Below are 21,956 nucleotides of genomic sequence, written 5' to 3' on the forward strand. Positions count from 1 at the left end.
TCAGCTGAGACGGGGGTCCCTCGCCCGACAGGGGAGGCCACCCCTTCTCAGCTGATGTCGTGCGGTGTGATCACGCCGACCGTGCTCAGTCGGCGAGGATCAGGTACAGCGCGCGGCGCGTCTCGTCGAGCTTCGCGGAGGCGGCGGCCCGCTGCTCCGGGGTCGCCCCGCGGAACTGGTGCACGGCCGCCATCAGCTTGCCGACGTTCTCCATGAACGCGCGGTCGGCGTCGCTGGCTCCGGGAGTCGCCTCCCAGGCGGCGGCGAGCTCGTCGGCGTGCTCGCGGACGTAGGTGCCGCCGGCGTCGGTCAGCTGGTACTCGGTGCCGCGGCCCTCGCCGACGGCCGTGATCAGGCCCTCGTCGACGAGCTGCTGGAGGGTGGGGTAGACCGAGCCGGGGCTGGGGCGCCACGAGCCGTTGGTCTTCTCGGCGATGGCCTTGATCAGGCCGTAGCCGTTCGAGGAGGTCTCGGCGAGGAGGGAGAGGAGGGCGGCGCGGACGTCGCCGCGGCGGGCGCGTCCTCCGCCGCGGCCGAAGCCGGGGCCGCCGAAGCCGGGACCGCCGCCGAAGCCCGGACCGAAGCCGAAGCCCGGGCCGAAGCCGCGTCCGTGGCCGCCGGGGCCGCGGCGCTCGCGCTGGCCGGGGTGGTCGTGACCGTGGCCGTCGTGTCCTCGGCGGGGGGAGCGGGCGTCCTGGGTGGAGAAGAAGTCGTGGGAGTTCATGGGGTTCTCGTTCCTGTCGTTGGAGGATCCCTTTCGATCGGATCCGGTCGCCCGTCTCGAGCGAATGCTCTCGATCTGTCGGCGATGCACTAACGATATATCGGTAATGTTCACCGAGTCAAGAGGAAACCGAAGATCGCTACGCTGACCCCGCCACCGACCCGAGAGGCCCGCATGCCCCCGCTCACTCCCGACGCGCTCGCCACCGTCCTCGACGAGACGCTCCTCACCGGCGACGTCCTCACCGACCGCGTCAGCAACCTCGGCAACCTGCGCCGTCTCGCGGCGCGCGAGCCGGCGCACCTCTACGGGGTCGACGTCGACGAGCACTGGGACGTCGGAAGCCTCCTCGCGCTGATGGGGGAGCGGGTCGGCATCAGCACCGACCCCGCCTTCGAGAGCGGCCAGGACCGCATCGACGCCCGGCTCGCCGTCGCCGGCCTGGACGCCTACCGCCTCCGGTTCGCCGCGGCGGTCCGCGACGGCGGCCTCCTCCTCTTCGCGACGGCCCACCCGGCGACGCTGATGGACGTCTACCGCCGGTTCGCGGCCGCGGCGGAGGAGGCGGGCGCCCGCGTCCTCGACGTCAACGCGCTGCCCTTCGCGAGCCCCGACGGCACGCGCATCGCGGTGGCCGACGAGCACCTCCGGCTGTGGTCGACCGGAGGCGTCACCTGCGCCTACCGCGGCGGCAGCCTCGTGCACACCCACGCCCCCGAGCCGATGAACGCGCTCCTCGACGAGCTCGAGGCCCTCGGACTCCGCCCCGACCTCGTGATCGCCGACCACGGCTGGGCCGGAGCCGCGGGCCGCCGCGGCTACCCGACGATCGCGATCGCCGACTGCAACGACCCCGCCGTCTTCGTCGCCGAGGCGCAGGGCTCGATCGAGGTCGTCGTCCCGCTCGACGACGGACTCGCCGTGCACCTCTACGACCCCGTGATCGACTACGTCCTGGACGCGCTCGCTGTCCACTCCGAGCGGGGGAGCGGTTCCGGCTCGTAGAATCGCATACGGCTCGTCAGGATCCGCGGATCCGGCGAGCCGTACGCGTTCCCGCGAGCCCGAGGTCCTCCCTCGCCACCCCCTCCCAGACGGAGCATCCGTGACTCAGCCCCAGGACGGCCTCCTCCCGCGCTTCGCCGTCGGCGTCGACATCGGCGGGACCTCGATCAAGGCCTCCCTGGTCGACGTCACGACCGGCGAGCGCGCCGCCCGCCGCTTCGCCGTGGCGAACCCGCTCGGCAAGGAGCCCGAGGACTTCGCGGCCGCCATCGCCGGCATCGTCCGCGACGTGTCGCCCATCGCGGGCACGCCCGTCGGGGTCGGGTTCCCCGGCATCGTCCGCGGCGGCGTCGTGCGCCAGACCACGCACGTCTCGCAGCGCTGGGTCGACCTCGACGCGCAGGCGCTGCTCTCGGAGGCGACCGGGGTCGACGTCGTCGTCGTCAACGACGCCGATGCGGCCGGAGTCGCCGAGCGCGAGTTCGGTGCCATGCGCGGCCGCGACGGCCTGTGCCTCCTGACGACCCTCGGCACCGGCATCGGCACCGCGATCGTCTACGACGGAGTCGTCCTCCCCAACTCCGAGCTCGGCCACGTGCACATCGACGGCCCCGACTTCGAGCCGCGGGTCGGCTTCTCCGCCGTGCGCCGCGAGGGCATCACGCTCGAGGAGTGGGCCGGCCGCCTGAGCGTGTACTACCGCCACCTCGAGATGCTGCTCTCGCCGCAGCTGTTCGTGATCGGAGGCGCCGCGGCGCACGTCTTCGACGAGTTCGCGCGGTTCCTCGACATCGGCACCGAGATCGTCCCGGCCCGCTTCGGCAACGACGCGGGCTTCACCGGCGCCGCGATGGTCGCCGTCTCGCCCGACCGCCTCGCCCCCTGGTACCGCTCGACCAGCGGCGCCCGGCTCGACCCGGGCGCGCCCGCCATCGCCGACTGAGCGTCAGCGCGCGAGCAGCCGCCGGTACACCGCGTCCAGCCGCGCCGCCGTCGACGCCCACGAGTGCTCCGCCGCCCACTCGACGCCGCCGAGACCCAGTCGCGCGCGCTCGGCGTCGTCGGCGAGCAGCCGCCGGATCTCCGCCGCCCAGTCGCCGGGGTCGTCGGAGTCGATCAGCACCCCGCTGCGCCCGCCGCTCACGGCGTCGACGAGGCCGGTGGTCCGTCGCGCGAGCACCGGAGTGCCGCTCGCCGCGGCCTCGAGCGCGATCAGCCCGAAGGTCTCCGCGGCCGACGGCACCAGGGCGAGGCGGGCACGGCGCAGGCGCAGCGCGGTCGCGTCGCGGTCGCCGACTCCGTCGAAGCGCACCCAACCGGCCACGCCGAGCGTCCGCGCGGCCTCCTCGACCGCGGCGAGGTAGCCCTCGCGACCCGGCGCCGGCCCGCCGACGAGCCGCAGCACCGGCCGCTCGCCGGGCGGGATCCGCGCGAGCGCATGCACGGCGAGCAGCTGCCCCTTGAGCGGCTGCACCCGCCCGACCAGCACGATCTCGAACGGGCGCTCCTCGGTTCCCGGACGGAACCGCGACTCCACGCCCGGAGGCGCGATCGTCACCTTCCGGGCGTCGACACCGTAGCCGCGCACGACGTCGTCGTACTCCGCCGTCCCCGCCACCACGACGGCGTCGGCGGAGGCGAGCACCTCGTGCTCCGAGCGGGTCCGCTCCTCGGGCTCGCGGGCGTCCCCGGGCACCAGCCGCACGTTCTTGGCCAGCGAGTTCGAGTGCATCGAGTGCACGTGCGGCGACCCGGTCAGCATCCCGGCCAGCCCCGACACCCAGTAGTGCGAGTGCACCACGTCGGCGCCGGCGGCCGCGCGGGCGAAGGCGGGCGCGGCGGCGGCGAGCGCGTACTTGTCGCCCGCGGGCACCGGCACCCCGACCACCTCGACCCCGTCCGCGAGCCGCTCGGTGCCCTCGCCCCGGGTCAGCACGCGGACCTCCCAGCCGAGCGCGGCGAGCTCGGGCAGCACCGCCGCGAGGTACACGTTCATGCCGCCCGCGTCGCCGGTCGAGGGCTGCTCGAGCGGCGAGGTGTGCGCCGAGACGACGGACAGGCGGGGCATCCCTCCATCGTACGGAGGGGAGGGGCTGTCCCCGGATCCTGGCCGTCGGCTCGAACAGAGCTCGGAATCGGGTTGAATGGACGGATGCGTTCCGTTCGGGGCGCGGAGAGCAGAGGTCCATGGCCCGCCAGAGCGCCCCCGCCGAGGTGCCGGCGTCGGCCGCGCCCGGGGGCACCGAGCCGTTCTCCGAGCAGGACATCCGCGCCCTGGTCGGCTCCGCCGCCTTCGAGAAGGGCACCGCCTACGCCGACGCGCGCCGCGTCGGCGAGCTGCAGTGGTTCGGAGGCCGCACCCGCCTGTTCGGGCAGGTCCAGGGCTCCGGCCGCTCGCCCTACGCCGTGAGCGTGCAGCTCCGCGACGAGGGCGACCGCTCGGTGCTGCTCGGCGGCGCCTGCAGCTGCCCCGTCAAGCACGAGTGCAAGCACGTCGCGGCGGTGCTCGTCGAGGCGCTCCGCCGCGAGCGCGAGGGCGGCCTGGCCGGCCCTCCCGCGGGCGTCGACGCGGTTCCGGAGTGGCGCAGCGCCCTCGCCCCGCTGCTCGCGGGTGCCGAGCGCTCGCACGCGGGCATCCCGCTCGGCCTCCAGTTCGAGCTCCTCCCCGGCGAGCCCGTCCGCCGCCCGCCGGGCCGCTACAACAGCTACCGTCCGCCGCCCGAGCCGCGCCCCCGCCTCGGCATCCGCCCCGTGCGGATGGGCGACCGCGACCGCTGGGTGCGCACCGGCACCAGCTGGCGCGACCTCGGCTACCTGCACTACAGCCACGACTACGACGAGCGCCAGATCGACGTCGTCCGCGAGCTGCAGGGCATCCTCTCGGGCCACAGCGCGTCGAGCTACTACTCGCCCGACACCTGGCTCTACCTCGACCAGTGCCGGAGCGAGGCCATCTGGGCGGCGCTGCACGGCGCGGTCCGCGCGGGCATCGGCCTGGTCATGGGCGACCGTGACCAGACTCCGCTGCGGATCCTCGACACCACGGCCACCGCCTCCATCGACGTCACCCGCACCTCGAACGGTCTCGAGCTGCGCTCCCTGGTCGCGATCGGCGACCACCCCGCGCCCGAGGAGTTCGGCTTCATCGGCGACCCCGCCGTCGGCCTCTACACCTGGGAGCCCGGCGACGAGCTGCGCGCCCGCCCCGTGACGCTGGTGCCGTTCGCAGCGCCGCTGGTCTCCTCCGCCCGCACCTTCCTCTGGAGCCGCGAGGCGATCCGGATCCCCGAGCAGGAGGAGTCGGCGTTCCTCACCGAGCACTACCAGCGCCTGCACCGCCTGTTCGCGATCGTCTCGCGCGACGGCTCCTTCGAGGCGCCCCCGGTGCCCGAGCCGCGCCTCGGGCTCACCCTCGAGCACACCGACGGCGCCGGACTCCACGGCACCTGGTGGTGGCGCTACGGCGTCGAGGGCGCGCGCGGTGCCGAGGCCGAGCGCCTCCCGCTCCGGCTCGAGGACGATCCCGGCTACCGGGACGCCGAGGCCGAGCAGCGCATCCTCGACTCGCTGACCGGCGCCGGCATCGACCCCGAGTCGACGCCCGCCCTGGTCTCGCGCTCGAGCCGGCGGCTGCGCCCCGCGTTCGACCTGCGGGGCATGCAGACCGTCGGGTTCCTCACCGGCGAGGTCGAGCGCCTCCGCGAGCTCGGCACCGTCGAGATCGAGGAGATCGGCGAGCGCGTCGAGTACCGCGAGGCCGAGACGGCGCCGATCGTCGCCGTGCAGACGGTCGCCCAGCCCGACAGCCGCGACTGGTTCAACCTCGAGATCTCGGTCACCGTCAACGACGAGGCGGTCCCGCTCGCCGAGATCTTCCTCGCTCTCGCCCGGGGCGACGAGTACATGGTGCTGCCGAGCGGCGTCTACTTCGCGCTCGACGACGAGCGCTTCGGCCGCCTCCGCGAGCTGATCGCCGAGGCGCGCGAGCTGTCCGACGACCAGGGCGAGACGCTGCGCATCAGCCGATTCCAGTCGTCCCTCTGGGACGAGCTCGTCGAGCTCGGCGTCGTCGAGGCGCAGGCCGCCGCGTGGCGCCGTGCGGTCGAGGGGCTCTCCGGGTTCACGGCCACGGGAGCACTCGAGTCGCGCCCGCTTCCCGACGGCTTCTCGGTCGAGCTGCGCCCCTACCAGCAGCTCGGCTACGACTGGCTCTCGTTCCTCTACGACAACCAGCTCGGCGGAGTCCTCGCCGACGACATGGGCCTCGGCAAGACCGTGCAGTCGCTCGCGCTCATCGCCCGCGCGATGCAGGAGCAGCGCGCCGCGATCGGGGACGCCGGCACCTCCCCGCGCCCCTTCCTCGTCGTCGCGCCCACGAGCGTCGTCCCCAACTGGGTCGGCGAGGCCAAGCGCTTCGCGCCGGGCCTGGAGGTCGTCGGCATCGACGAGACGTCGAAGAAGAAGCGCCGCGCGCTGTCGGCGGTCATCGGCGAGGCCGAGCTGATCGTCACCTCCTACGCCCTCTTCCGTCTCGACTACGAGTCGTACGCCGGCATCCGCTGGGCGGGTCTGATGCTCGACGAGGCGCAGTTCGTCAAGAACCGCCAGTCGGCCACGCACCAGCTCGCTCGCCGGCTCGACGTGCCGTTCAAGCTCGCGATCACGGGAACCCCGATGGAGAACAACGTGATGGAGCTGTGGTCGCTCCTCTCGATCGTCGCGCCCGGGCTGTTCCCGTCGCCCGTCGGCTTCGCCGAGTTCTACCAGAAGCCGATCGAGCGCGACGCCGACACCGAGAAGCTCAGCCAGCTGCGCCGCCGCATCCGCCCGCTGATGCTGCGCCGCACGAAGGAGCTCGTCGCCACGGAGCTGCCGCCCAAGCAGGAGCAGACCCTCCAGGTCGAGCTCGGCCCGCGCCAGCGCAAGGTCTACGACACCTACCTCGCCCGCGAGCGGCAGCGCGTGCTCGGTCTCATCGGCGACTTCGAGAAGAACCGCTTCGCCATCTTCCGCGCCCTCACGGTGCTGCGGCAGGTCGCGCTCGACGCGGCGCTCGTCGACGAGGCGCACGCGACCGTCCCCTCGACCAAGCTCGACCTGCTCGACGAGCTCCTCGCCGATGCGCTCGCCGAGGGGCATCGCGTTCTGGTGTTCAGCCAGTTCACGCGCTTCCTCGGCCGCGTGCGCGGTCGCCTCGACGCGGCGGGAGTCGAGTATGCGTACCTCGACGGCGCGACCAAGAAGCGCGACGAGGTGATCGAGCGCTTCCGCTCGGGTGACGCGGGCGTGTTCCTGATCTCGCTGAAGGCGGGCGGCTTCGGCCTCAACCTCACCGAGGCCGACTACTGCATCCTGCTCGACCCGTGGTGGAACCCCGCGACCGAGTCGCAGGCCGTCGACCGCGCGCACCGCATCGGGCAGACCCGCTCGGTGATGGTCTACCGCCTCGTCGCGAAGGACACGATCGAGGAGAAGGTCATGGCCCTCAAGGAGGCGAAGGCCGCCCTGTTCGCGGCCGTCATGTCCGACGACGGCGCGGCGGCCACGGGCGGCATCACCGCGGAGGACGTCCGCGAGCTGCTGGGCTGAGCGAGCTGCTGAACGTTGCTCTGCGGGGCGCTCAGCACTCCTGCTCGAGGAGCACCTTCGCGAACGCGCCGGTCTGGTACGCGTACTCGTAGGCCCAGTCGCCGAGGGTCGTCGGCTCTCCGGAGGAGACCATCAGCACCTCTCCGCTCCAGCAGCGCTCCATCAGGATGCGGGCCCGCGTGAGGTGAGGCGTCTGCGTGATGACGACGACGGAGTCCCAACCGCCCGCCTCCGCGTAGTCGCGGAGGGCCCGCGCCTCGCCGCGGGTGGTCCCCGGCTCGGCGGTGAAGCACACCACGAGCATGTCCGGCTCGTCGCAGGCGACCACGTCGCTCTCGTCCGGGGCCGCCGCGAGCTCCGACGGCCACACCGAGATCAGGAGCCTGTCGGCCACGCCCTCCTCGATCAGCTCGCGGCCGAGCTCGGTGCGCGCCCTCGTCGGCGGCCCGAGCACGAGCACGGCGTCGGCGTGCGCCGGCACCGCGTCCGTCGCCGGGAGCACGTAGACGGGGATCCCGACGGCCGCCAGCACGACGAGCGCGACCAGCGCGCCCACCGCGATGCGGCGCACCGAGCGCAGCGCTCTCCGCATGCCGCCTCCGATCCCCGGCGGTCACGGTACCGCAGCCGTGTGACAGCGGTGTGTCGCCGGGAGCGCGGACCGCCTCAGCCCAGCAGCCCCCGCACGCCCGCCTCGACATCGGCTCCGAGTCGCCCCGCCCGCCACGCGAGCCGCACCGCGACCGGTCGGTGCGGCTGCAGCAGCCGCCGCGCCGCCGTGCAGGGCAGGGCGAACGCGCCCGTCACCCCGGCGTCGATCCCCTCGAGGCCGCCGTCGTCGCGACCGTGCACGAGCGAGCGCCCCTCGTGCGCCAACGGCTCCGGCAGAGTCTCCTCGCCGATCGGCAGTCGCAGGACCGCGAGGAGGGTCGCCGCCGCGATCCGGCGGGCGAGCGGCCGGCCGATCGCGTCGGCCGCGAGCTCGCCGAAGAAGTCCGCCTGCCGCTCCAGGATCGCGATCGCCGCCTCCGCCACCCGCTCCATCTCGGGGTGCAGCGACAGCCGCGCCAGCCGGCGGTAGGCGTGGATCGCGATGTGCGCGTCGACCGCCAGGACGAGCGCCAGCGGGCCGGCGACGAGACCCGCCGCCCTGTCGCGCAGCGCCCGCGGGACCGCGGCCTGCTCGGGCGGCCGGGTGTCGACTCCCCGGATCTGCGGCGACGCCGCGAGCACCTCGCCCAGCGCGTCGGCGATGCGGTGGCGCTCGGCCGCCCACGCCGGAGCGAACGCCCGCACCCGGGGGTCGGGGTGCACGCGGGCGATCGGCAGCACGCGGGCGATCACCGCGTGCTCGACGGCGCGGAGGTACGCGGTCGCGACGATCGCCTCCCGGTCCAGCGGCGTGTCCTCGAACTCCCGCAGCGAGAAGCGGTCGCGGAGGCTCCCGTGGGCGCTCCGCGTGTAGCTCTCGACGTCGAACGGCTCCGCGATGCCCATGCCTGACCGCCCTTCGCCTCGACCGTACCGCTCCTCGCGCGCTCCGGGGCGCCTCCGGGGCAACTCCACGCCCTGGCACACTGGGAGCCGTGCGCCGCGCGGCGCTGCGAGAGGGCGGTATGGCGACGCGGGGCTCGGCGATCGGAGCGGTGGTGCTCGCCGCCGTCTGCTTCGGCACCACGGGCACGGCGCAGTCCCTCGGGGCCGCGGGCGTCGATCCGCTGGTGCTCGGGGCAGCCCGCATCGTGCTCGGCGGCGCACTGCTCGCCGCCCTCCTCGGGCTGGAGGCGGCGCGCGGCACCCGGCGCGCCGCACGGCGCCCGCGAGGGTCGAGCGTCCTCCTCGTCCTGCTCGGCGCGGTCGGCGTCGTCGCCTACCAGCCGACGTTCTTCACCGGCACCGCCGAGAACGGAGTCGCGGTCGGCACGATCGTCGCGCTCGGCTCGGCGCCCGCGTTCACCGGCCTGCTCGAGTGGCTGGTGCTGCGCACCGTCCCGTCCGCCCGCTGGTTCGCCTCCACGGCCCTCGCGGCCGGGGGAGTCGTGCTGCTCGCCGGCCTCCTCACGGGCGGCGCGGGCGACGGCGTCTCCCTCCTCGGTCTCGCGGGCTCGGCCGGCGCCGGCGCCTCCTACGCGGTCTACGCCGTGTGCGGCAAGCTGCTGCTCGAGCGCGGATTCACTCCGGCGGCCACGATGGGCGCGCAGTTCGGAGTCGCGGCCGTCATCGCCCTGCCCCTCCTCCTCGCGGGCTCCCCGCAGCAGCTCGCCGGCTCCCTGCCCGCCGTGCTCTGGCTCGGTGTGGTCACCGTCGCTCTCGCCTACACCTTCTTCGCCCGCGGCCTGCGGAGCCTCCCGGCCGCGACCGTCTCGACCCTCACGCTCGTCGAGCCCGCCACCGCGACCCTCCTGGGCGTCGCCGTCCTCGGCGAGCGGCTGACTCTGGAGGCGCTGGCGGGCGTCGCAGTGCTCGCCGCCGCGGTCCTCCTCCTCGCCGTCCCCTCGAAGCGCACCGATCGGCAGCCGGCGTCGAGACTCGCGGAGTAGCCTCGCTCGTGCCGCGGCGCCCTGGCGCCCGACCGATCGACGACGAGGGGCGGAGCGCATGACCAACCCCTGGCTGGCCCGTCCCGGGAGCGGTCGCCGGCGCCCGCTCGTCGAGGCCTCGTGGGAGCGTGCGCGAGGCCGCCGGCTCGACCCGGACCGCCTCACCGCGCCGCTCACCTTCTCGAGCGCCGATCTGCGCGAGTACCGGATGGGGCACCCGCTCGCCTCCGTCCTCCCCGTGATCCGGCGGCTGCTCGTGCGCGACGCCGACGAGGACAGCGGTGTGCTCGTCGCCGTCGGCGACGCCCTGGGGCGCCTGCTCTGGATCGACGGCGACCAGCGCCTCAAGGGGCTCGCCGAGGGCATGTCCTTCGTCGAGGGCGCGGCGTGGGCCGAGCCGGACGTCGGCACGTCCGCCCCGGGCACCGCGCTGGTCCTCGATCACGGCGTGCAGATCCACGGGGCCGAGCACTTCGCCTCGCTCGTGCACCCGTGGAGCTGCACGGCCGTGCCGATCCACGACCCCGAGACGCACGAGATCCTCGGAGTCATCGACATCACCGGGGGAGCGGAGGTCGTCGCCCCGCAGACCCTGCCCCTGATGGAGGCGACCGCGGCGGCCGTCGAGAGCGAGCTGCTCATCCAGCGGCTCCGCCGGCCCCGGCATCCGCGGCGTCCACGGCAGGCGGCCGCCCGGGCGCCGAGCCTGCGCGTCCTCGGGCGCGGGACCGGGCTCGTCACCGCCGACGAAGTCGTCCTCGAGCTGAGCGCGCGCCACGCCGAGATCCTCACGCTGCTCGCCTGGCACCGCGCGGGGCTCTCGGCCGAGCAGCTCGCCCTGCACCTGCACGGTCGCGAGGAGGCGGTGGTGACGGTGCGCGCCGAGATGGTGCGCCTGCGCAAGATCCTCGAGCCGTCGCTGCCGCGGCTGGTGCCGCTCTCGCGCCCCTACCGCCTCGGGACCCCGGTCGACCTCGACGCGAGGCAGGTGCTCGGGCTCCTCGACCGCGGCTCGCACCGCCTCGCGCTCGACGCGTACGCCGGGCCGCCGCTCCCCGGCTCCGAGGCGCCCGGCATCCGCGCGATCGCCGACGAGCTGCGGGCGCGGGTCCGCGAGAGCATTCTGACCAGTGCCGCCGCCCCGACCCTGCTCGCCTACGCCAACGGCCCCCACGGAGGCGACGACGCCGAGGTCTGGACCGAGCTGCTGCACCTGCTCCCCCTCCGCTCGCCGCGCCGGGCCGGCGTCGTCGCCCGTCTCGAGGCCCTCGAGCGCGACTGACGGTCGGCGCAACGTCGTGCAACCTCCCGCGACGTAGCGTCGGACCGGGTGCTCACCCCGCGCCCACCCGACAACGATGTCGATGGAGGTCCCCATGACGCTGTACGCCGACCCGGTAGCCGAGCAGGCACCGAAGGAGCCGGAACCCACGGTCTACGCCGATCCGGGCACGGAGGGATCCGTCGCCTCGTTCCGCTCGCGCTACGACCACTTCATCGGAGGCGAGTACGTCGCCCCCGCGACGGGTCAGTACTTCGAGAACATCACCCCGGTCACGGGCAAGCCGTTCTGCGAGATCGCCCGCGGCACCGCGGCCGACGTCGACCGGGCGGTCGAGGCGGGCTGGAAGGCGTTCGCGAGCTGGGGGAAGACCAGCCCGGCCGAGCGCTCGAACATGCTGCTGAAGATCGCCGACCGGATGGAGGCGAACCTGGAGCTCCTCGCGGTCGCCGAGACCTGGGAGAACGGCAAGCCGGTGCGCGAGACCCTCGCCGCCGACATCCCGCTCGCGATCGACCACTTCCGCTACTTCGCCGGAGCGATCCGCGCGCAGGAGGGCGGAGTCTCCGAGATCGACCACGACACCATCGCCTACCACTTCCACGAACCGCTCGGCGTGGTCGGGCAGATCATCCCCTGGAACTTCCCGATCCTCATGGCGGTGTGGAAGCTCGCTCCCGCGCTCGCCGCGGGCAACTGCGTCGTGCTCAAGCCGGCCGAGCAGACACCCGCCTCCATCCACGTGCTGCTCGACCTGATCTCGGATCTCATCCCGGCGGGCGTGCTCAACGTGGTCAACGGCTTCGGCATCGAGGCCGGCGCGCCCCTCGCCTCGCACCCGCGCATCCGCAAGATCGCCTTCACCGGAGAGACGACCACCGGCCGCCTGATCATGCAGTACGCGAGCGAGAACCTCATCCCGGTGACGCTCGAGCTCGGCGGCAAGAGCCCCAACGTCTTCTTCGCCGACGTGGCCGCCGAACGCGACTCGTTCTACGACAAGGCGCTCGAGGGCTTCTCGTTCTTCGCCCTCAACCAGGGCGAGGTCTGCACCTGCCCCTCGCGCGCTCTCGTGCAGAAGTCGATCTACGACGATTTCGTCGGAGACGGCCTCGAGCGGGTCCGCCGCATCAAGCAGGGCAACCCGCTCGACGTCTCGACGATGATCGGCGCGCAGGCCTCGAACGACCAGCTCGAGAAGATCCTGTCGTACATGGACATCGGCAGGCAGGAGGGCGCGAAGCTCCTCATCGGCGGCGACCGCGCCGACCTCGGCGGCGACCTCAGCGGCGGCTACTACGTCAACCCGACGGTCTTCGAGGGGCGCAACTCGATGCGCATCTTCCAGGAGGAGATCTTCGGACCGGTGCTCGCCCTCACCTCGTTCGACGACTTCGACGACGCCATCGGGATCGCGAACGACACGCTCTACGGCCTCGGCGCCGGCGTCTGGAGCCGCAACGGCGCCCAGCTCTACCGCGCCGGCCGCGCGATCGAAGCGGGCCGCGTCTGGTCGAACACCTACCACCAGTACCCCGCGCACGCGGCGTTCGGCGGCTACAAGCAGTCGGGCATCGGACGCGAGAACCACAAGATGATGCTCGACCACTACCAGCAGACGAAGAACCTCCTGGTGTCCTACGCGGAGGGACCGATGGGCTTCTTCTGAGTTGTCGTGCGAGGGCTCCTCGTTCCTCGTCGCCCTCGCCGCGGTCGGCCTTTCGAGGTGGTTGCGGGGGGAGGAGCGGGGAGCGGCCGCGCCTAGGTCGATTCGCTGGGACGCGAATCGGCCGTTCGGCGCTCGACCGTGCGCGGGGCTTTCACGGTGCGCGGCGCTTGCAGCGCCTCGGCACGGGCGGTCGGTTCGCTGAGGAGGAGCCACGGGATCCACCTCGTCAGCCGACCAGCCCTCCACCACTCCGCCGAGCCGATCCGTCACGGGAGGCTCCCTCAGGGCGGTCGACACGACCTCCCGTGACGAGTCGCACCACCGAAGGAAGGACAGCGCCATGACCAGCACGCGAGTCGACGTGACACCGGAGGCGGCGGACATGCTGCGGAGGATGGCGGCGCTGCACGGACCGCTGATGTTCCACCAGTCCGGAGGCTGCTGCGACGGCAGCTCGCCGATGTGCTTCCCGGTCGGCATGTTCCGCACCGGAGCCTCCGATGTGCTGCTCGAGACCCTCCACGTGGACGGCCTCGAGCCGATCGAGTTCTTCATGTCGCGCTCGCAGTTCGAGTACTGGAAGCACACCCACCTCACCGTCGACGTCGTCGACGGCCGGGGCAGCGGCTTCAGCGTCGAGGCTCCCGAGGGCAAGCGCTTCCTGATCCGCAGCCGCCTCCTGACCGACGAGGAGCTGGTCGAGTACGGTCTCCTCCCCGCGGCCGCCGTCCAGCCCTGACGGAGTCCCGGGTCAGACGGCGGGAGGCGCCGGTGCGGGAGCCGGGGCCGGTGCCGGCGCGGTGCCGGTGCTCAGCTGGACGGCGATCGGCGAGCCCTTGTCGGCCTTCGAGCCCGCGGCGGGCACGGTGGCGGCCACGGTCCCCAGCGGCTGCGTCGAGTCGACCTGACTGGTGGCCCCGACCGAGAACCCGGCGGCCAGCAGCGCCTGGGTCGCGCTGTCGACGCTCCGGCCCGTGACGTCGGGCACCGTGACCTGCGGCGCGGCGATCATCGCCGGATCGGCCGCCGAGAAGTCGGAGCCGCCGTAACGCGAGTCGATCGCCGTCATCAGCGGCTTCCAGATCCGGTGCCGCGCGCTCGGGGCCCAGCCGCTGTCGAAGTCGATCGTGTCGAGGTTCACCCGGCCGCCGTCGGCCTGGGCCGAGATGCTGCCGACCCACACGACGAGCGACGTCGTGCTCGAGGCGCCGAGCGCCCAGGTGTCCGCCGAATCGTCGGTGGTGCCCGTCTTGGTGATGTGCTCGATGCCGTCCTTCGGATCGGCGGGCGTGCCCGTCCCCTCCGCCGTCACCTTGAGCATCGCGTACTGCATCGCGTGGGCGACGTCGGCGGAGACGGCCCGGTGGCACTCCGACTCGGCGGGCGGGATCTCGACGCCGTCCGGACCGATGATGGTGGAGATCGCCACGGGCGTGCAGGTCGTGCCGTCGTCGGCGATGCCGGCGTAGGCGACGGCCATCGTCAGCGGCGCGATCTCGTTGGTTCCCAGCACCGAGGCGGCGCTCTGCACCAGGTCGTCGCCGTCGGCGCGGTGGACGCCGAACGCCTCCGCGGTCTTGCGGATCTCGCAGAGATCGAGCAGGTGCGACATCCCCGTGAAGCCCGTGTTGAGCGAGTAGACGGTCGAGTCGAGGGCCGTCCCGGTGTCGGCGTAGCCGCCGTCGCCGGCGTTCTTGGGGTTGTACCCGCTGTAGTTCTGGGTGCCGTTGCAGCTGTCCGTGAAGCTGGTCCAGTTCTTCCGCTTCGTGTCGAACTGCTCGAGCAGCGTGTGGCCGCTGTCGAGCCACTCGGCGAGCGTGAACACCTTGTAGGCGGATCCGGTCTGGAATCCGTCGCCCCCGCCGACGGACGCGTCGACGTTGAGGTTGATCGCCGAGTACTCGGGGCCGCTCGCGATCACCTCGGGATCCTGGCTGTAGCGCTTGTTCTGCACCATCGTGAGGATCCTGCCGGTGCCCGCCTGCACGGCCACCGCCGTGGCCCCCACGTCGAAGCGGGGGTCGGAGGCGGGGATCTGCTCGTCCATCAGCTCCTGTGCCGTCTGCTGGAGGTCGAGGTCGATCGTCGTGTAGACCTTCAGCCCCCCGCGCTTGACCGCGGCGTAGCGCTCCTCGTCGGTCGCGCCGAGCGCGGGGTCGTTCCGCAGCACGTGCGAGACGTAGTCGCAGAAGTAGGCGGCGCTGCCGGCCGTCTGGCACCCGGTGGAGGGCGGCGTGATGTCCGGGACGAGGGCCTCGGCGGTCGCGGCGTCGTGGGTGGCGGCGTCGATCTTCCCGTACTCGAGCATCCGGTCGAGGATGTAGTCACGGCGCGCGGTCGTCAGGGCGTAGCCGGTCGCCGCGCCGTTGTCGGGGTCGTCGGGCCGATCGAAGCGGAACTTCTCGGGGTTGTTGACGATCGCGAGCAGCGCCGCCGACTGCGACACCGAGAGCTCGGCCGCGGTGGTGCCGAAGTAGTACTCGGCGGCGGCCTCGATGCCGTAGACGGTGCCTCCGAAGAGGGCGATGTTGAGGTAGCCGAGGAGGATGTCGTCCTTCGACGACTCCTTCTCGAGGCCGATCGCGAGGCGCATCTCCTTGAGCTTGCGCTCCGGGGTCGTCGCCGTCGCCTCCTTGTACGCCGCGTCGCGCTCGGCCTCGTCGGTGATCGACTCGGCCTTCTGCACGAGCACGTTCTTCACGTACTGCTGGGTGATGGACGAGCCGCCCTGGGTGTCGCTGTCGAGGATGTACGTGCTCGCGATGGCCCGGAGGGTGCCCTGCAGGTCGATGCCCCCGTGGTCGTAGAACCGCGGGTCCTCGCTCGCGACGAGCGCGTCCTTCACCGAGTCGGCGATCTGGTCGCCGGACACCTCGATGCGGTTCTGGTCGTAGAAGGAGGCGAGGAGCGTCGGGTCGTCGGGGTCGCCCGCGTAGACGTCGGTCTTCTGCATCAGCTCGCCGACCTCGAGGTAGCTCGGGAGGGACTCGAACGCCGAGATCGTGCCCGAGGTGGCCGCCGTGGTGAGGGCGACGGCCGGAGCCACCACCACCGTCGCCAGCAGCCCGGCGATGACGCTCACGATCACGAATCCGAACAGCGCACCGAGAGCTCCGTGGACGGTTCGACGGGGCTGGAAGACGGGGACGTTCGGTCGCTTCAGGATGGATCCTCTCGCTGCATCAGCACCTTAGGCGCGGCCTCCGACATGACCGGCGAGGCGCGCCAGCCTCGCGCCTGTCCGGTCGCCGGGAGTGCGGCAGGACGGGCGCTCCGGCCGCTTCAGTTCAGCAGCGTGCCGTTGATGTCGGCGATGTCGCCCGAGTTGGCCGGGACCTTGCCGGTGCTGACCTGGAGCGGGACGACCGCTCCACGGAGCACGGTCTCGCCCGCGCTCGGGGTCGTCGAGACCACGGCGCCCTCGGCGACGGTCGAGGAGTCGACGGGCTCCGTGATGCCGATGGTGAACCCTGCCGCGGTGAGGGTCGCGGTGGCGTCGGCGACGGTCCGGCCCGTCACATCGGGGACCTCGGTCGTGGTCGAGCTGCGCGGGGAGGACGCGAGCATGGAGGACGGCGGATCGGTGAAGTCCTCGCCGCCGTACTTCTGGTCGAGCGCGGACATGATCGGCTTGAAGATCGCGTGACGGGTCTGGGCGGCCTGGGTCGGGATGCCCGCGGTGCCGGTGAGCCGGACGTTGCGGAGATTGGTCTTCGTGCCGTCGTCGAAGTAGTTGATGCTGCCCACCCAGACCGCGAGGGCGGCCGACTTGCTGGCTCCCGCGGTCCAGACGTCGGCGGCGTCGTCGGTGGTGCCGGTCTTGCCGATGTGCTCGATGCCGTCCCTCGGGTCGGAGGCGTAGCCGGTGCCCGAGGTCATCACGCGCTGCATCGCGTACTGCATGCCGTGCGCGACGTCGGCGGTGACCGAGGTGGTGCAGGTCGAGGCGGGCGCGGCGACGGCCGCTCCTGAGGCGTCGGTGATCCGGTCGATCACGATCGCGGAGCAGGTGGTGCCGTCGTTGGCGATGCCCGCGTAGGCCGTCGCGATGGTCAGCGGCGCGATCTCGTTCGTGCCGAGGACGGAGGCGGGACCGCTCTGGAGCTCGTTGCCGTCGGCGCGGTGCACGCCGAACGACTCGGCGGTGGTGCGCACGTCGCAGACGTCGAGCTCGTGGGCCATGCCCATGAACCCGGTGTTGATCGAGTTCGTGGTGGCCTGCAGCGCCGTCATCGAGCCCGCGTCCTCGGAGGAGGAGTCGTTCTTGGGGGTGAAACGCCCGCCGTCGTAGTAGCCGTCGCCGTCGAGGTTGCACTTCTGCGAGTAGGTGCTGAAGCCGGACGTCGGCGACGCGAACGACTCGTTGATCGTGTGGCCGGACATCAGCCAGCGCGCCAGGGTGAAGACCTTGTACGTGGAGCCGGTCTGGACGCCGGACCCGCCGCCCATGGTGAGGTCGACGTTGAGGTTGATCGCCGTGTAGCCGGCGTTCGCGGCGAGGAACGCCTCGTCCTGGCTGTAGTTCGTGTTCTGCACCATCGACAGCACGCGACCCGTGCCGGGCTGCACCGTGGCGGCGGTCGCGCCGAGCTCGAAGCGCGAGTCGGTGGCGGGGATGTAGGCGCTCAGGGCCGACTGCGACGAGCCCTGGATGTCGAGGTCGAGCGTCGTCACCACGTCGAACCCGCCCTGGCGGATGCGCTGGTAGCGCTCGTCGTCGGTCTCGCCGAAGACGGTGTCGTTGCGCAGCACGTTGAGCACGTAGTCGCAGAAGTACGCGGCGTTCCCGGCGGTCGCGCAGCCGGTGGAGGGCTGGGTGATGGTCGGCGTGATCGGCTCGGCCACGGCGGCGTCGTACTGCTCCTGGCTGATCTTGGCGTACTTGAGCTCCTCCGAGAGGATGTAGTCGCGGCGCTCCTTGGTCAGGGCGTAGCCGTTGGCCGCGCCGTTCGCCTCGTCGGCCGGGTCGTCGAAGCGGAACTTCTCGGGGTTGTTCACGATCGCGATGAGCGAGGCGGCCTGCGAGGTCGAGAGCTGGCTCGCGGGGATCCCGTAGTAGTAGTTGGCGGCGGCCTCGATGCCGTAGACGGTGCCTCCGAAGAGGGCGATGTTGAGGTAGCCGAGGAGGATGTCGTCCTTCGAGGACTCCTTCTCGAGGCCGATCGCGAGGCGCATCTCCTTGAGCTTGCGCTCGGGAGTCGGGTCGATCGCCTCCTTGTAGGCCGCGTCGCGCTCGGCCTCGTCGGTGATCGACTCGGCCTTCTGCACGAGCACGTTCTTCACGTACTGCTGGGTGATCGAGGACCCGCCGCCCGAGTCGTTGCCGAGGAGGTAGGTCTGGGAGACGGCGCGGAGGGTGCCCTGGAGGTCGATGCCGCCGTGCTCGTAGAAGCGCGGGTCCTCGCCCGCGACCGCCGCGTCCTTCGCGGTCTGAGAGACGTCGTCCCAGCCGACCTCGACGCGGTTCTGGTCGTAGACCGACGCCAGGAGCGTGGTGCCGTCGCCCGCGTAGATGTTGGTGCGCTGCATCAGCTGGCCGACGTCGAGGTAGCCCGGCAGGTTCTGGAAGAGCCCGATGGTGTTGCTCGTCGCGAGCCCGGTCAGGGCGAGCGCGGGAGTCACGCCGACCGTGATCAGGACGCCCGCCACCACGCTCATCCCGATGAACCCCACGATCGCCCGCAGCGACATCCCGAGCGGCTTGTCGGAGCGGCGGGATGCGGTGGGAAGTGCCATGGAGCGGTCGTCCTTTCGGCACGGCGGAGCCGTGGCAGTGCAGGAGGGGAGAGGGGCGAGAGCCTCGCGTTCGAACGTGCGTCCCCCTCGAGAATCGTACGTGACGCACCCCCGAGGGGCGCGTCCCTCCGCAGAACGACATGCCCGTGGCGGGGGGATGCACAGCCGGGTTCTCAGGCGCCCAGCCCGGTCCGCGGGACGCCCCTGTGCGAAGGCCGTAACAGGTGCCCGCCGAGGTCGATGCATCCGTATCGTGGGATCAGCGTCCCTCGCGCAGGACGCGGTACCGCACCCCGCACCACGCGCCGGTCCCGGGGCCCCGGGACGGTCGGATCCGGCAGAAAGCACACCACCATGGCACGCATCTACGACGACGTGACGCAGCTCGTCGGCAACACCCCTCTCGTCCGCATCAACCGCCTCGAGGGCGCCGGGAGTGCGACCGTGCTCGCCAAGCTCGAGTTCTACAACCCGGCGAACAGCGTGAAGGACCGCATCGGCGTCGCCATCGTCGACGCGGCGGAGGCGTCGGGCGAGCTCCCGCCGGGCGGCACCATCGTGGAGGGGACCAGCGGCAACACCGGCATCGCGCTCGCTCTCGTCGGGGCGGCCCGCGGCTACAAGGTCGTGCTGACCATGCCCGAGACGATGTCCGTCGAGCGCCGCGTGCTGCTGCGCGCCTACGGGGCCGAGATCGTGCTGACCCCGGGCTCCGAGGGCATGCGCGGGGCGGTCGAGAAGGCGCGGTCCATCGTCGACGAGACGCCCGGCGCGATCCTCGCGCGCCAGTTCGAGAACGCGGCCAACCCCGAGGTGCACCGCCGCACCACCGCCGAGGAGATCTGGAACGACACCGACGGCGAGGTCGACGTCTTCGTGGCCGGCATCGGCACGGGCGGCACGATCACCGGAGTCGGCCAGGTCCTCAAGGAGCGCAAGCCCGGCGTGCAGATCATCGGCGTCGAGCCCATCGACTCGCCGCTGCTGACCCAGGGCACGGCCGGTCCGCACAAGATCCAGGGGATCGGCGCCAACTTCGTGCCCGCGATCCTCGACCGCGAGGTCTACGACGAGATCATCGACGTCTCGCTCGCCGACTCGGTGCGGGTGGCCCGCGACCTCGCGGCGCAGGAGGGGATCCTCGGCGGCATCTCCTCCGGCTCGATCATGTGGGCCGCCCTCGAGGTCGCGAAGCGCCCCGAGAACGCGGGCAAGACGATCGTCGCGATCGTCTGCGACTTCGGCGAGCGCTACATCTCGACCGTCCTCTACGAGGACCTCCGCAGCTGAGCGCCGCGACCTCCCGCGCGACGCCGCGGCTCGGCGTGCTCCGGCGCCTGCGCGAGGACGTCCGGGCGGCGCGCGAGCGCGATCCCGCGGCCCGCAGCGCCGCCGAGGTCGTCCTCGCGTACCCGGGACTCCACGCGGTCTGGGTGCACCGCGTCGCCCACGCCTGGTGGCGGCGCGGCCTCCGCCTGCCCGCTCGCCTGCTCGCGCAGGCCGCCCGCGCCGCGACCGGGGTCGAGATCCACCCGGGCGCCGTCATCGGCCGGCGCCTCTTCATCGACCACGGCATGGGAGTCGTGATCGGTGAGACCGCGCGGATCGGCGACGACTGCATGCTGTACCACGGCGTCACGCTGGGCGGGAAGTCGGCGCGGCGCGAGCGCCGTCACCCGAGCATCGGCGACCGCGTCGTGCTCGGAGCCGGCGCCGTCGTGCTCGGCCCGATCACGCTCGGCTCCGGCGTGAGCGTCGGCGCCAACGCCGTCGTCGTGAAGGACGCTCCCGACGGAGCGGTCCTCGTCGGCATCCCCGCGCGCGACCTGCGGGCGATGGGCCGTGCCGACGACGCTCTCGCCGACTCCGGCTTCTTCGTCGACCCGGCGATCTACATCTAGCGCTCCGAGCCCTGCGCGATCCTCCGCGGGGCGCTCTTGATCGTCGCGAACGCGTCGAGCGCGTGCGCCCGGGTCTCCTTCAGGTCGAGGATCGGCTCCGGGTAGTCCGCGCCGTCCTGCGTGAGGGTGTCGCCGAGAGTCCACGGCTCGTGCACCGCCGAGCCGCTCACCGAGGCGAGCTCCGGCACGTTCTCGCGGATGTAGTCGCCGTCGGGGTCGAACTTCTTCGACTGCGTCACCGGGTTGAACACCCGGAAGTAGGGCGACGCGTCCGCGCCCGACCCCGCGACCCACTGCCAGTTCGCCGCATTGCTGGCCGGATCGGCGTCGACGAGGGTGTCCCAGAACCAGCTCTCGCCCACGCGCCAGTCGACGAGCATGTTCTTGATCAGGAACGACGCCGTGACCATCCGCACGCGGTTGTGCATGTAGCCCGTGTCCCACAGCTCGCGCATCCCGGCGTCGACCAGCGGGTAGCCGGTGCGCCCGCGGTGCCACGCCTCGATCTCGGCCTCGTGCGGCTCGCCCCAGGGGAACGAGTCGAAGCGCGTGTCGAAGTTCGCCGTCGCGAGGTCGGGCCAGTGGAAGAGCAGGTGGTAGCAGAACTCGCGCCAGAGCACCTCGGAGGCGAAGCGCTCGCCGCCCTGCCCGCGGTGCGTGCCGTCGCGGTGCGCCTCCTCGACCGCGTGCCACACCTGGAACGGGCTGATCTCGCCCCAGCGCAGGTGCGCCGAGAGGTTCGAGGTCGCGTCCTGCGCCGGCCTGTCCCTCCCGTCGGCGTACTCGTCGAGCTGCTCGGCGATGAACGCGCGGAGGCGCTTCGCCGCGGCCTTCTCGCCCGGCTCCCAGCGCTCCCGCAGCCCTCCCGCCCAGTCCGGGCGCGTCGGCAGCAGCTCCCAGTCGGCGAGAGCATCGGAGTCGACCCGCCCGCTGAACCCGTCGATCGAGCGCGGCCGGGCGAGCGGTGCGCGAGGCGTGTCGCGATTGCGGCAGGCCCGGGCGAAGGGGGTGTAGACGGAGTAGGGTCCGCCGCTGCCGGTCTGCACCGTCCACGGCTCGAACAGCAGCGAGCCCTGGTGGCTCTCGGCCTCGATCCCGCGCGAGCGCAAACCCTCCTTGACCTGGGTGTCGACGGCGCGCTCCGCGCCTCCGTACCGGCGGTTCCAGTGCACGGCGCCCGCGCCGATCTCCTCGGCGAGCTGGAGCACGACGGCCTCCGCGGGTCCGCGTCGCAGCACGAGGGACGCGCCGTGCTCGCCGAGATCGGCCGCCAGAGCGGTGAGGCTCCCGTGCAGCCACCACCGTGCGGCGCCGCCCAGCGGGCGGATGCCCGGCGACTCGTCGTCGAGCACGTAGAGGACGACGACGGGGCAGTCGCGATCGACCGCCCGGCGCAGGGCGGGGTTGTCGGCGAGACGCAGGTCGTCGCGGAGCCAGACGAGGGTCGGGGAGGAGGAGCTCATGGTCAGACCATGATCGGCGAGCCCGGCGCCCGGGCGAAGACCTGGCC

At 72.5% G+C, this 21,956-nt stretch carries 16 protein-coding genes; 9 read left to right on the forward strand and 7 right to left on the reverse strand.

Annotated features, from left to right (window positions below; genetic code table 11):
* Positions 1–85 precede the first annotated feature (85 nt).
* The gene (locus GSU68_RS03755; RefSeq protein WP_159905767.1) at positions 86–724 is read right to left on the reverse strand and encodes a PadR family transcriptional regulator; all 639 of its coding nucleotides are present in this window, start codon (positions 722–724) and stop codon (positions 86–88) included.
* Between the two features lie 174 nt (positions 725–898).
* Here GSU68_RS03755 and GSU68_RS03760 point away from each other — a divergent pair, with 174 nt between their 5' ends.
* Together GSU68_RS03760 and GSU68_RS03765 are read left to right on the forward strand one after the other, a co-directional pair.
* A complete protein-coding gene (locus tag GSU68_RS03760; RefSeq protein WP_159905768.1) occupies positions 899–1,729 on the forward strand; it encodes a phosphatase in 831 nt (276 codons plus the stop codon).
* 100 nt (positions 1,730–1,829) lie between these two features.
* Positions 1,830–2,672 (forward strand): ROK family protein, encoded by an 843-nt coding sequence (locus GSU68_RS03765; protein WP_244259379.1) that lies wholly within the window; start codon positions 1,830–1,832, stop codon positions 2,670–2,672.
* A gap of 3 nt (positions 2,673–2,675) precedes the next feature.
* On the opposite strand, the gene GSU68_RS03770 is transcribed toward GSU68_RS03765, so the two are convergent.
* Positions 2,676–3,797, reverse strand: a complete 1,122-nt coding sequence (locus GSU68_RS03770) for a glycosyltransferase (protein ID WP_159905769.1) — start codon at positions 3,795–3,797, stop codon at positions 2,676–2,678.
* A 119-nt stretch (positions 3,798–3,916) separates the two neighbouring features.
* On the opposite strand from GSU68_RS03770, the gene GSU68_RS03775 reads away from it, so the two are divergent.
* Positions 3,917–7,318, forward strand: a complete 3,402-nt coding sequence (locus tag GSU68_RS03775; RefSeq protein ID WP_159905770.1) for a DEAD/DEAH box helicase — start codon at positions 3,917–3,919, stop codon at positions 7,316–7,318.
* A gap of 31 nt (positions 7,319–7,349) precedes the next feature.
* Here the strand turns inward: GSU68_RS03775 and GSU68_RS03780 are convergent, their stop codons facing one another.
* Both GSU68_RS03780 and GSU68_RS03785 read right to left on the reverse strand, forming a co-directional pair.
* Positions 7,350–7,910, reverse strand: a complete 561-nt coding sequence (locus tag GSU68_RS03780) for an ElyC/SanA/YdcF family protein (protein WP_159905771.1) — start codon at positions 7,908–7,910, stop codon at positions 7,350–7,352.
* A gap of 74 nt (positions 7,911–7,984) precedes the next feature.
* Positions 7,985–8,815: a hypothetical protein gene (locus GSU68_RS03785; protein WP_159905772.1), complete on the reverse strand. Its 831-nt coding sequence runs from the start codon at positions 8,813–8,815 to the stop codon at positions 7,985–7,987.
* A 119-nt stretch (positions 8,816–8,934) separates the two neighbouring features.
* Here GSU68_RS03785 and GSU68_RS03790 point away from each other — a divergent pair, with 119 nt between their 5' ends.
* The 4 genes from GSU68_RS03790 to GSU68_RS03805 all read left to right on the forward strand — a co-directional run bounded on the left by GSU68_RS03790 (position 8,935) and on the right by GSU68_RS03805 (position 13,548).
* Positions 8,935–9,858, forward strand: a complete 924-nt coding sequence (locus GSU68_RS03790; RefSeq protein ID WP_159905773.1) for an EamA family transporter — start codon at positions 8,935–8,937, stop codon at positions 9,856–9,858.
* A 58-nt stretch (positions 9,859–9,916) separates the two neighbouring features.
* On the forward strand, positions 9,917–11,140 hold the full coding sequence (locus tag GSU68_RS03795) for a helix-turn-helix domain-containing protein (protein ID WP_159905774.1): 1,224 nt from the start codon (positions 9,917–9,919) through the stop codon (positions 11,138–11,140).
* Between the two features lie 94 nt (positions 11,141–11,234).
* Positions 11,235–12,809 carry an aldehyde dehydrogenase family protein gene (locus tag GSU68_RS03800; RefSeq protein ID WP_159905775.1) on the forward strand — a complete coding sequence of 525 codons (1,575 nt, stop codon included), beginning with the start codon at positions 11,235–11,237 and terminating at the stop codon, positions 12,807–12,809.
* 340 nt (positions 12,810–13,149) lie between these two features.
* Positions 13,150–13,548 carry a DUF779 domain-containing protein gene (locus GSU68_RS03805; protein ID WP_159905776.1) on the forward strand — a complete coding sequence of 133 codons (399 nt, stop codon included), beginning with the start codon at positions 13,150–13,152 and terminating at the stop codon, positions 13,546–13,548.
* A gap of 12 nt (positions 13,549–13,560) precedes the next feature.
* Here the strand turns inward: GSU68_RS03805 and GSU68_RS03810 are convergent, their stop codons facing one another.
* Positions 13,561–15,891 carry a transglycosylase domain-containing protein gene (locus GSU68_RS03810; protein ID WP_159905777.1) on the reverse strand — a complete coding sequence of 777 codons (2,331 nt, stop codon included), beginning with the start codon at positions 15,889–15,891 and terminating at the stop codon, positions 13,561–13,563.
* Positions 15,892–16,091: 200 nt separating this feature from the next.
* A complete protein-coding gene (locus tag GSU68_RS03815; RefSeq protein WP_159905778.1) occupies positions 16,092–18,545 on the reverse strand; it encodes a transglycosylase domain-containing protein in 2,454 nt (817 codons plus the stop codon).
* A 354-nt stretch (positions 18,546–18,899) separates the two neighbouring features.
* Here GSU68_RS03815 and cysK point away from each other — a divergent pair, with 354 nt between their 5' ends.
* The gene (gene cysK / locus GSU68_RS03820; RefSeq protein ID WP_159905779.1) at positions 18,900–19,835 is read left to right on the forward strand and encodes a cysteine synthase A; all 936 of its coding nucleotides are present in this window, start codon (positions 18,900–18,902) and stop codon (positions 19,833–19,835) included.
* A gap of 35 nt (positions 19,836–19,870) precedes the next feature.
* Complete coding sequence (gene epsC / locus GSU68_RS03825; RefSeq protein WP_244259380.1) at positions 19,871–20,446, forward strand: serine O-acetyltransferase EpsC; 576 nt, start codon at positions 19,871–19,873, stop codon at positions 20,444–20,446.
* Here the strand turns inward: epsC and GSU68_RS03830 are convergent.
* On the reverse strand, positions 20,443–21,909 hold the full coding sequence (locus tag GSU68_RS03830) for a deoxyribodipyrimidine photo-lyase (protein WP_159905780.1): 1,467 nt from the start codon (positions 21,907–21,909) through the stop codon (positions 20,443–20,445). The genes epsC and GSU68_RS03830 overlap by 4 nt on opposite strands.
* Positions 21,910–21,956 lie beyond the last annotated feature (47 nt).

This window comes from Rathayibacter sp. VKM Ac-2759, from assembly GCF_009834225.1.
GTDB lineage: Bacteria > Actinomycetota > Actinomycetes > Actinomycetales > Microbacteriaceae > Rathayibacter.